Source organism: Polaribacter sp. 11A2H (genome assembly GCF_011379025.1).
GTDB lineage: Bacteria > Bacteroidota > Bacteroidia > Flavobacteriales > Flavobacteriaceae > Polaribacter.
This window is the reverse complement of the sequence record NZ_WTLD01000025.1, coordinates 1-11110: the sequence shown is the minus strand read 5'-3', so window position 1 is coordinate 11110 and position 11110 is coordinate 1. Positions and strand designations below refer to the sequence as shown.

10 protein-coding genes are annotated in these 11110 nt (G+C 31.0%); 4 read left to right on the top strand and 6 right to left on the bottom strand.

Features of this window, described 5'->3' with window-relative positions; all coding sequences use genetic code 11:
- Positions 1–113 precede the first annotated feature (113 nt).
- The 3 genes from GQS58_RS16620 to GQS58_RS16610 form a co-directional block, all read right to left on the bottom strand.
- Entirely contained in the window at positions 114–443 is a 330-nt protein-coding gene (locus tag GQS58_RS16620) for a hypothetical protein (protein WP_166387979.1), read from the bottom strand.
- Positions 444–538: 95 nt separating this feature from the next.
- Complete coding sequence (locus GQS58_RS16615) at positions 539–868, bottom strand: hypothetical protein (RefSeq protein WP_166387977.1); 330 nt, start codon at positions 866–868, stop codon at positions 539–541.
- 81 nt (positions 869–949) lie between these two features.
- On the bottom strand, positions 950–1279 hold the full coding sequence (locus GQS58_RS16610; protein WP_166387975.1) for a hypothetical protein: 330 nt from the start codon (positions 1277–1279) through the stop codon (positions 950–952).
- Between the two features lie 403 nt (positions 1280–1682).
- On the opposite strand from GQS58_RS16610, the gene apaG reads away from it, so the two are divergent.
- Both apaG and GQS58_RS16600 read left to right on the top strand, forming a co-directional pair.
- On the top strand, positions 1683–2069 hold the full coding sequence (apaG, locus tag GQS58_RS16605) for a Co2+/Mg2+ efflux protein ApaG (RefSeq protein WP_166387973.1): 387 nt from the start codon (positions 1683–1685) through the stop codon (positions 2067–2069).
- Positions 2070–2227: 158 nt separating this feature from the next.
- Positions 2228–3133: a DUF3667 domain-containing protein gene (locus GQS58_RS16600; RefSeq protein ID WP_166387971.1), complete on the top strand. Its 906-nt coding sequence runs from the start codon at positions 2228–2230 to the stop codon at positions 3131–3133.
- Here the strand turns inward: GQS58_RS16600 and GQS58_RS16595 are convergent.
- Positions 3111–3815, bottom strand: coding sequence for an NRDE family protein (locus GQS58_RS16595; RefSeq protein ID WP_166387969.1), 705 nt, complete (start codon positions 3813–3815; stop codon positions 3111–3113). The genes GQS58_RS16600 and GQS58_RS16595 overlap by 23 nt on opposite strands.
- Before the next feature lie 153 nt (positions 3816–3968).
- On the opposite strand from GQS58_RS16595, the gene pruA reads away from it, so the two are divergent.
- On the top strand, positions 3969–5594 hold the full coding sequence (gene pruA, locus GQS58_RS16590; RefSeq protein WP_166387967.1) for an L-glutamate gamma-semialdehyde dehydrogenase: 1626 nt from the start codon (positions 3969–3971) through the stop codon (positions 5592–5594).
- 74 nt (positions 5595–5668) lie between these two features.
- Here pruA and GQS58_RS16585 read toward each other — a convergent pair whose 3' ends face one another.
- Positions 5669–6349, bottom strand: a complete 681-nt coding sequence (locus tag GQS58_RS16585) for a hypothetical protein (RefSeq protein ID WP_166387965.1) — start codon at positions 6347–6349, stop codon at positions 5669–5671.
- Entirely contained in the window at positions 6346–10080 is a 3735-nt protein-coding gene (locus GQS58_RS16580; protein ID WP_166387963.1) for a reprolysin-like metallopeptidase, read from the bottom strand. The genes GQS58_RS16585 and GQS58_RS16580 overlap by 4 nt, the downstream gene beginning before the upstream one ends.
- Positions 10081–10144: 64 nt before the next feature.
- Here GQS58_RS16580 and lipB point away from each other — a divergent pair, with 64 nt between their 5' ends.
- Positions 10145–10849, top strand: coding sequence for a lipoyl(octanoyl) transferase LipB (gene lipB, locus GQS58_RS16575; protein WP_166387981.1), 705 nt, complete (start codon positions 10145–10147; stop codon positions 10847–10849).
- The last annotated feature ends 261 nt before the right edge of the window (positions 10850–11110 follow it).

Genomic DNA, 11110 nt, shown 5'->3' with positions numbered 1-11110 from the left:
TAAAATTAATTTTCTCATGATTGTATGTTTTTATATTATTTTATGTTTGAATGTTTTTAAAATTAAAGATCCCTAAATCTCTAATCACTATACTTCTATACACTAACTTGTACTTATTCTACTACTATAACATCGGTATCTTCTATCCAGTTCCCTTCTTTATCTGCATAAACGGTACTTTCAACTCCATCGTTAGTCAATTCTATTTTGTACTGTTCACTACTGTTTACATATAGTTTGTTAACTGTAGCCGTTCCAAAATCTTTTATAATTGCGTTAGAAACTTCCACTGGTAATTCCTTTGCTGTAATTTCTTTAAAATCATCATTCATTACTACTACAACAATTTCATCTGTATTGTTCGTGTTGATATTGTTTGCTGCAAATACTGATACTCCACTTGTTAAAAGTGCTACGGTTACTGTTAAAATTAATTTTCTCATGATTGTATGTTTTTATATTATTTTATGTTTGAATGTTTTTAAAATTAAAGATCCCTAAACCTCTAATCACTGTACTTCTATACACTAACTTATCCTTATTCTACTACTATAAGATCGGTATCTTCTATCCAGTTCCCTTCTTTATCTGCATAAACTACAGCATCCGTTTCATCAATAGTAAGATCAATTTTATATTGTTCATTACCATTTACATATAGTTTGTTAACGATAGCTGATGGGAAATTTTTTATAATTGCGCTAGAAACTGCTGCTGGTAATTCCTTTGCTGAAATCTCTTTAAAATCGTCATTATTTATTACTATAACAATTTCATCTGCATTGTTAATATGAATATTGTCTGCTGCAAATACTGATACTCCACTTGTTAAAAGCGCTACGGTTACTGTTAAAATTAATTTTCTCATGATTGTATGTTTTTAATATTATTAATTATTTGTAATTAAAGATTCTTATATATGTAACTACTTAGCTACATTGTTAAAATCTTATTCTGCTATTACAACATCCCCTTCTTTTAACCAATTACCTTCTTTATCTGCGTAAACTACACTTTCAGTTTCATCAATAGTAAGTTCTATTTTGTATTGTTCACTTCCATTAACATATGCTTTTCCAATAATAGCCGTTGCATAATCTTTTAAGATTGCATTACTTACTCCTTCTGGCAAATCTTCTAAAGCAACTTCTTTAAACTCTTCATTAATTGTCATTACAATTACTTCATCAGAATGATTATTATTGTTAATGTTAGCTGCTGAGATTGAAACTCCACTTGATAAGATTGCTACTGCTACTGTAAAAATTAATTTTTTCATGATATAAGTTTTTAAGGTTGTTATTATTTCTGATTAGTATATAGAAATAAATATGCCATGAAGAATTACCCTACAACAATCACTCGTTAAACCTTTAAAATCAAGTATTTAATTATTTTCCTGTTTTATACCTCTTTAATTAATCCGTGTAAAACATGTGTAATTAATAGTGTAAACGAGTAAACTTTACACAATATAAAATAGAAAATCAGTTATAATACGAAAGTGCAGTTTACAAAAAGCTAAAAAAGAATAACACGGAAGCTCCTATCTAATAACACTTATAATTTATATGAGTTGTTAGTGAGAAAACCTACCTTATATTCACTATAATTTTAAATAAATATAAATGAGGTTAAAAATCATTTGTAATTTAAAATCAAAAAAACTACATTTACTATAGATGATAAACCAAATTACAAAAGGCATAAAAATTTCTGTTGATACTAAATATAAAGGCACTAATTATAGAAACAACAGACTGCACCACATTTTTGGGTATGTAATTACTATTGAAAATAAATCTACAGAAACAGTAAAACTAACAGATCGTTTTTGGACAATTTTCGATACACTTAATAATACAGAAATTGTTAGCGGTGAAGGTGTTGTGGGGCAAACCCCAACTCTAAAACCAAACGACACATATACGTATAGTTCTGGTTGTTTTTTAGAATCTAACATTGGTGCCATGAAAGGTTTCTACACCATGATAAACTTGGATACTTTTGAGCAATTTAAAGTTATAATACCAACCTTTCAACTAACAACGAAAGCAATATTAAACTAGCAAAATCTAAAAAGAAAGCAATTAGTATAAAAGACCCTGCATGTTTAAACTGTGGACATCCTTTTAGTGGTCAAGAAAAATTTTGTCCAGATTGTGGTCAGGAAAATAAAGGAAATAGAATTACTTTTTACAGCTTTATTCATCATTTATTTAATGGCTTGTTTAATTTTGATGCTAAATTTTGGAAAACATTAATTCCGCTATTAATAAAACCAGGTGAAGTTTCTAAAAATTACATTGCAGGTAAAAGACAGCGCTATTCTAACCCTTTTAAATTCTACTTAACCGTTTCTGTTATCTTCTTTTTAATTATAGGTATTACAGACAGTTATAACGATTTTAACAACTTTAGAAACGGTAAAAACCAAAAAAATACTGATGTTTTTAACGCTATAAATATCAATTTAAAAGAAAATCAAAAAAAGGATTCTATCTTAAATTTAAAAGAAACAGATTCCACATTAACCGCTATTAAAGATACTATTTCTAAAATGCCATTCCTTAAAGTTGGTGGCAAAGAAATAAAAATAGTTAAAATGCTGAAGTTTCAAAAACAGCATCCTAACCTGTATGTAGATGATGCTTTAGATAGTTTAAAAATACATAAAAGTTTTTCAAATAAATTTTGGTATTCTAGGTCTCAGTTAATCAATACTATTTATACAGATAGCACAGTTTCCAAAAAGTTAAAAAAGCAATTTCTTTCTTACTCTTCAATTGCGTTATTTATACTACTACCCTTATTTACTCTCTTTTTAAAGTTCATTTACATTCGAAGTAAGTTTACCTATGTAGAGCATTTAATCTTTGTTTTTCATACGCAAACGCTCTTTTTCTTGCTGCTTTCAATTTTTTATATCCTAAATATTTTTATAGAAACAGAAAGTTATATCGGCTTATTTTTATTACTATTTTTGTGCTACTTATTTCTAGCAATGAAAAACTTTTACGAACAAAGCTTTACTAAAACATTATTTAAATACTTATTTGCAAATGTTTTATTTATGACTTTTACTTCACTAGGCGTTGTTTTTATTTCATTTATTGCTTTTGCATTGTTTTAGGTGTATTTACAAAATCTAAATAGTGCATTTTAACGTCTAAATTCTTTTTAATAACGGATGTAACGCTCACCGTTTCTACAAATTCGCGTTTCATTTTAGGAGAAGTACCTAAAGTTCCTAGGTTTTCTTTCTGATGAAATTCTACTATTTTTTCTTGATGAAATTCATTATTATCTAATAACCAATTAGAAAACCAAACTTGTCTCATCTCTTTCATTTCTTCTGTGTATAAAGTAGAGGAAGACCAAATTTTAGGTTCTTGTGGTAATTTATTAAAATGTTTTACAGTTCCGTCCCAAACCAATTCGTAGGTTTCTAAATCATTTTTCCAATCGACCAAAACCAAGGTAAAAGGCTCTATTTCTGTAAAGTCGAAATTATTTATATAAACTACACCATTATCAGCAGATAAAATATTTTTTACAATAATCCCTCTACTCATTTTATAAGAACTCTTTCTTGTATGTATTTTAAAACCTCCATTTAAAAGGCAAACTAGTCTACTTTTATCACTTAAACCAATCCAGGTTCCTCCAGCTAATTGATCTTTAGGATATGTTAATTCTACTCCATTTTCTACATATTTTTGGGGTGGAATTGTATTTCTTAATGGAGTCTCATCCCTATTAGAAGTTAAGATAAAATCATTATCGCCTAAAGGTAAATAACTTACTGTACACATATATTCTATAATTAATTATGATAAACTTTACGTTTAGACGATATCTTTATGCATTCCTTAACAAAGTAGATAAAAATTCAGTTAAAATTATTGAAACAAAAATTGTAACTTTGAAACTCAAAATTAGTCGATTAAAACTTAAAATACACACAAATGTCAAGAGGATTTTATAATGTTCCGAAAGCAGTAAACGAACCTGTAAAAGGGTATGCTCCGGGCTCTCCTGAAAAGGAAGAATTATTAGCTACTTATAAAGCTATGTTTAACAGCAATATTGATGTGCCAATGCATATTAATGGTGAAGAAGTTAGAACAGGAAACACTAAAAATATTACACCTCCTCATGATCATAAACATGTGGTTGGGCAATATCACACAGCAGATAAAATACATGTAGATGCTGCTATTTCTACAGCTTTAGCTGCTAGAGAGGCTTGGTCTAATGTAAGTTGGATGGAGCGTGCTTCTATTTTCTTAAAGGCTGCAGAATTATTAGCAGGACCTTATAGAGCAAGAATGAATGCTGCAACAATGATTGCACAATCTAAAAACGTGTATCAAGCAGAAATTGATGCTGCTTGTGAAATGATCGATTTCTTCCGTTTTAACGTAGAATACATGACGGACATCTTTAAAGATCAGCCAACATCTTCTCCTGGAGTATGGAACAGAGTTGAGTACAGACCTTTAGAAGGATTTATCTACGCTATTTCTCCTTTTAACTTTACATCTATTGCTGCAAACTTACCTGCATCTGCTGCTTTAATGGGTAATGTTGTTGTTTGGAAACCTTCTGATCATCAAGCTTATTCTGCACAAGTAATTGTAGATTTATTTAAAGAAGCTGGTTTGCCAGATGGTGTAATTAACGTTGTTTACGGAGATCCTGTTATGATTTCTGATACTGTTTTAAGTTCTCCAGATTTCTCTGGATTACACTTTACAGGTTCTACACACGTTTTTAAAGAATTATGGAAACAAATAGGTAACAACATTCATACCTATAAAACATATCCAAGAATTGTTGGAGAAACTGGTGGAAAAGATTTTATCTGGGTTCACAATTCATCAAATCCTTTACAAGTTGCAACAGCAATGACAAGAGGTGCTTTTGAATACCAAGGTCAAAAATGTTCTGCAGCTTCTCGTTCTTACATTCCTGCGTCACTTTGGCCAGAAGTTAAGAAACATTTAATTGCACAAGCAAGCGAGTTAAAAATGGGATCTCCAGAAGATACTTCAAACTTTATAAATGCAGTTATTCACGAAGGTTCTTTTGATAAAATTACAAGTTATATTGATGCTGCAAAAACAGATAAAGATGCAGAAATAATTATTGGTGGAAACCACGACAAATCTGTTGGTTACTTTATAGAGCCTACTGTAATTGTTAGTCAATCTCCAAAATACGCAACCATGACAACTGAGTTATTTGGCCCAGTGATGACGGTTTATGTATATGAAGATGCAGATTGGGAAGCTTCATTAAAATTAGTAGATGAATCTACAGAATACGGATTAACAGGTGCTATCTTTTCTACGGATAGATATATTGTAGAAAAAGCTTCTAAAGCATTAGAAAATGCTGCTGGAAACTTTTATATTAACGACAAGCCATCTGGAGCTGTTGTTGGTCAGCAACCATTTGGAGGAGCAAGAGCTTCTGGAACAAATGATAAAGCGGGTTCTGCACAAAACTTATTACGTTGGACTTCTGTTAGATTGATCAAAGAGACTTTGGTTTCTCCTACAGATTATAAATATCCTTTCTTAGGTTAAGAAAAACTTAGAAATAAAAAAAGCCTCACTAAATTAATTTAGTGAGGCTTTTTAAATTTAATAAGAATATTTTATTAATCTACCGTAAACGTAAAAACTTGCCCAATAGATTTTGCACCAACATTATCTGTTACATTTACTTGCCATGAATATGTTTTTCCTGAAACCACAGAAACAGAATATGACTTTATCGTAAGAGTATTATCAATAGAAATTAAAGTAGCATCTTCACCAAAAAATAATTCATATGTTAGTGTATCTGCGGTATTAATATCTGATGCTTCCCAAACTAGGTCTACAGTTCCTTCAGTAACGTTTCCATTATTTTCTGGCGATTGTAAATCAGCCATAAAAGGCGCATAATTTGTAACTCCATCTCCTTTTGTATAAAAAGAAAATATTTCAGAATTACTTTCTTGGTTATTATCTACATCTATTGCATTTACTTGCCAATAATACGCTACAGACTTCTCTAAAGTTACTGTTAATTCACTTGCGCTAACAGTTCTGTTTTCTACAACATCTGTTAACTGCCTGTCTTTGGCTATGATAATAGTATACTCGATAGCATCATTTTCTAAGTCTATAGCATCACTCCAGTTAAAAGAAATTGTATGATCTATACACAAAAGGTCTTTTGTAGGATACTCTAATTGAACAATACTCGGCGCTTTATTTTCATCATCCTTAGAAGAACAACTTACAGCTAAAAAGCAGATAGTACATAAATTTAAAATAATTATCGCTTTTCTCATTTCTTTAATATTTTAATCGGTTTTGCAGCAATTGGTAATTTTAAAATATAAATTCCTTTTTCAAATTGTTGAAACGGAATGGACATTGAATTACCTTGAACATTTACCATTTGTTTAAATACTAATTTACCATTTATATCAAAAATTAGTGTTTCTATACGATCACTTTCAACTCCTAAAGGAAGTAATAATTCAATAGAATTTACTACTGGATTTTGGAGTAATATAACAGCATCTATTGTTGTTTTAAACACACCCTCACAATCTTTCGCAGTTTTTACCTCTAACAAGCCTCCTTCATTTAACTCAATATCAAAACTCTTTTCACTAGAAGTTCTTAGTAGCTTATTATTTAAGAATACACTAAAAGGAGCTGTCCCCTCATCAATAGCAAAAGAATATATTTTTGATGTTTTACTTGCACTCGCTTTTAATGATATTGGTTGAGACTCTACAATTTCAACTTCATAACATTGTGTAAAGTCTTGTTGAACTGTTTCTACACAAACCTCATAAATACCCGGACTTAAATCTGAAAATATTTTACTAGAACCAACTATCTGAGAAACATTAGTACCTTCAGAACTTGTTAATGTTACATTATAATCTAAAAATTCTTGTGATACATTTACTGTAATAATACCATCATTTTCATCTACACAGGTTTCCGATGTTGTTTTTACAGATACATTGTTAACATCTATTTCGCTACCTAATACAACAATAGTATAATCTTCTGTTTCTCCCCATTCTGTTAAATGATCTGCATTACAAGATCCATCTCCAAAACCTCCTATAGAATCATCATATTCTATAACAACTCTCATTGTTGTGCTTCCAAACTTGGCATCAGTAGGTACTGTAATCATCAAATTTTTAACTCCTATATCTGCAGACTCAGATCCTAAATCATACCTTTCCGTTGTTTTATCAAAAACAAAATCTTGATTCCAGTCTACAAATACATATACATGGTCTTGAAACCCTCCTGTATCTAATGTTACTGATATTTGATGAGCTTCTCCTCTCTTCACGTTCGTTTCTATAGCTGTAAAATCTTCATATCCATTTACAGCAGCATTACCAGAATCATTATTAATCGTGTTAAATGTTATATTGGTAATAAATTCTTTTCCATCAATATCATCAGTAAAAGTAGAAGTACAATAAGCAGGAACCAATGTCTTAAATTGAAATGTATTTGAAAAATCGCCTTCTGCACAAGTATTTTTAGCTTTTACCCTCCAATAATAAGTAGTATTTACATCAAGTCCAGATAAGAAACACTCATTTAAAGTTACATTTTCGTTAATAAATAAACGTGTAAAACCGCTGTCTGTTGCTACTTGTACATTATAATTACTTGCATTTGTATCAGCACTCCAACTTAAGGCTCTACTTAAACCTACATCTACAGCATCATCTGCGGGAGAAATTAAAGTTAAAGCACCAAAACTAGAAGTAGTTACATTTAATTGAATATCTATATTTTCAGATACACTTGTAGAAGTACCTTTAACATTAATTGTATAAGGTTGTGCTATGGCACCATTTAAACCAGCTACATTCATGGTTACGTTTCCATCTACACTTAATATTGATGGACTAAAACTAACTGTACTACCAGTTGGTTGACCGCTAGCTGAAAGAGATACATTTTCTGAAAATCCGTTTATAAAATCAAAATTTAAAATATAGCTTATAGCCTTATTTCCGGTATCACAAACAGACTGGTCTCCATTTGTATTTGTCATTACAAATGTTGGCTTTGATGAGTTTATTGTAAAATTTGTTGCATTTACATTATAAAAAATATTGTCTACTGCTTCTACCATAATTCTGGCAGATGTTGTTGGATTTTCTGGAATTACAATATTTTCAGATCCATCATTTGGGGTATTTTCTTTTAAGATTACAGGATAGGTAATTCCACCATCTAAAGATAATTTTATCGTTACATTTTTACAATTTATAGGAGCAATATCTGTTGTTCCTTTATTCCAAGTTATATTTTGTGTTGTTCCTGCGTACCAAGAAACAACGGTACTTGGCGTTAAAACCGTAAAAGCTTCTGCATCTTCTACCGTTACTGTCATATTATCTCTTGCGGTACTTCCTCCTCCAAAATGATTATCTCTTACCAAAAAAGAAAAATTTAGTTTTCTTGCTACAGAAGGCAATACTTCCCAGGTGGAAGATGTACTACCAGCCAAAACAGTTTCTAATGCAGGCATATACCTTTTGGGGCTAATTGCCGATGGTAAAGACCTAAACATTGGTCCACCAGAATTCGTTTCACGTGGAGGCATTGTAGCAGATTGATTATCTGTTTGCTCCCAATTATAAGTTAAACTAGCAATACCGTCTGCATCTGTTCCAACTCCCTTTAATAAAAAGGGTGTAGATTTTGGAATACTATAATCCAAACCTGCATTTGCTGTTGGTGCACTATTATTTGTATCTGTTAACACAGCACAATTTGCAGTAGAACTGATAATATTCCACATTTCTGCAATACTAACTGCATTAAAATAATCATCACTTTGAGACTGCACGTTTGGTGCACAAATACCGGCATACCCCATTATAGTAGAAGCACTCCCTGGCTCTACAGCTGTGTTATTAAATCTATTACAACTGCTATTACTTTGTGTATGGTTTGCCCCAAATTGATGCCCCATTTCATGGGCTACAAAATCAACATCATAAGCATCTCCAATTGGCTGACTCCTACCTGATAGACCACGTGCTTTTTGACCTGGAGTGCAAACCACTCCACCACCTGCTAAACCTTCTCCCACGGTGTTAAAAAGATGTCCAATATCATAATTAGCATTTCCTATTTCAGTATCACAAATAGTTTGTACTTGATTAAGCATTGTATCAGCATCAGTATCTGAAATATTATCTGTATCAGCATCTAAGAAAACCAATTTATCATTATCTCCAACCATGGTCATTCTTACAGATAAATCTCTTTCAAAAATACCATTTACTCTAGTCATGGTTGTATTCATTGCAGAAAGCACTGCCGCTTTTTTAACTTCATCTGCAGCAGCAACAGATATATTCTGATTTGTTAAATGAAATTGCGCATACTCTCCACTACAAACTAAGGCTAATCGAAAAGTTCTTAACTTTCCATCATTTGCATTTTTTAAACTTATTGTTTCTGCAACACTTCTACGTGCAAACCCTTCTACATTACATGTAAAGCTATCATTATCTGCAGCTAAATCACTTCTTTTATAAACGATTAAAGATTTTTTATCTTTAGAATAAGGATCTATATATAATGTTTTTTCTACGCCAGAATACACTACTGCATGAAAACCATCTGTACCAACACTAATTTTTGCTACTGCCGTAGGATCATCTATTCCTTGAGCAGAATACGACTTTATCATTGAATATTTTTGTGCTAATTTGGTTTCAAAAATTGAAGTCTCCCGTATTATAAAGCTTGAAAAACCTCCATTAGCATTCGGTAATTGTATAGTTTTCTGTTTAGATTTAGAACTAGATTTTGATTTTAAAGCAGAATTAAAATTATTTACATCTATAGAAACCAAGCGATATGCTTTTGGAAAATTTTTCTTAGAATACATTTGATCTTCTTGAATGGTAAAACTGTTTTTATCAATCTTCTTTAAAAAGGTCTGAGCATTTATCACTTCAATAGATGAAAAGAAGATCAAAAAAATAAATAACAATAATAATTTTGTTTTCATAAACAGTAATTTATATAAAATCGGTATCAAATATAATGAAATAATTATCTTTGTAGTCGCAATGATGAACAGAAACATACTATTAAAAGACTTATCTGTAAAAGATTACAAGGAAACTTGGGACTATCAAACTGAACTATTACAAGAAATTGTTGACGTTAAGATTGATAATCGTAGAAATGAGAACAAATACCCTACAAAAAATCACTTTTTATTTGTGGAACATCCACACGTTTACACTTTAGGTAAAAGTGGAGACCTAAGTAACTTACTATTGAATGAAAGACAGTTGGCTGAAAAAGAAGCTACTTTTTATAAAATAAATCGTGGTGGAGATATTACGTATCACGGTCCTGGACAAATTGTTGGATACCCAATTCTAGATTTAGAAAATTTCTTTACAGACATTCATAAATATTTACGCTTTTTAGAAGAAGTTATTATTTTAACCATTGCAGAATATGGTATAAAAGCAGAAAGAAGTCCTGGAGAAACAGGTGTTTGGCTTGATGTTGGCACTCCGTTTGCACGTAAAATTTGCGCAATGGGAATTCGATCTTCTCGTTGGGTTACCATGCATGGTTTTGCCCTGAATGCAAATGTAAATTTGGGTTATTTTGATAATATTATTCCGTGTGGAATTAAGGGAAAAGCAGTTACCTCTATGGAAGCTGAATTAAATAGAAAAGTAGATATCGAGGAAGTAAAATCTAAAATCTTAAAGCATTTTAAAACGCTGTTTGAAGTTGAAGATTTTATTGAGGCTTAGGATTTGGCTACTCGTGCAAGATGCTGAAATAAATTCAGCATGACAAATATTGACTAATATGCTATCTCTATAAATTTGTTTCACCTTTAAAGAAATGATAAAACAAGTTCTACAGGATAAATGTTAAGTAATACCGTGTCACCCTGAATTTAGTTCAGGGTCTCAGACTTAAGATGAGATACTGAGACACTATCCTAAAATCTGTGTAAGTTAAAAAACTCAGGGTTAAATTATTTATAGTTTAATCCTGTTTTCAAATAT

Excerpts from the sequence above, each read along its gene's own strand:
- lipB (WP_166387981.1), top strand. The coding sequence starts at position 10,145 with ATGAACAGAAACATACTATTAAAAGACTTATCTGTAAAAGATTACAAG.
- apaG (WP_166387973.1), top strand. The coding sequence starts at position 1,683 with ATGATAAACCAAATTACAAAAGGCATAAAAATTTCTGTTGATACTAAA.
- GQS58_RS16580 (WP_166387963.1), bottom strand. The coding sequence starts at position 10,080 with ATGAAAACAAAATTATTATTGTTATTTATTTTTTTGATCTTCTTTTCA.
- GQS58_RS16585 (WP_166387965.1), bottom strand. The coding sequence starts at position 6,349 with ATGAGAAAAGCGATAATTATTTTAAATTTATGTACTATCTGCTTTTTA.
- GQS58_RS16610 (WP_166387975.1), bottom strand. The coding sequence starts at position 1,279 with ATGAAAAAATTAATTTTTACAGTAGCAGTAGCAATCTTATCAAGTGGA.
- GQS58_RS16595 (WP_166387969.1), bottom strand. The coding sequence starts at position 3,815 with ATGTGTACAGTAAGTTATTTACCTTTAGGCGATAATGATTTTATCTTA.
- pruA (WP_166387967.1), top strand. The coding sequence starts at position 3,969 with ATGTCAAGAGGATTTTATAATGTTCCGAAAGCAGTAAACGAACCTGTA.
- GQS58_RS16620 (WP_166387979.1), bottom strand. The coding sequence starts at position 443 with ATGAGAAAATTAATTTTAACAGTAACCGTAGCACTTTTAACAAGTGGA.
- GQS58_RS16615 (WP_166387977.1), bottom strand. The coding sequence starts at position 868 with ATGAGAAAATTAATTTTAACAGTAACCGTAGCGCTTTTAACAAGTGGA.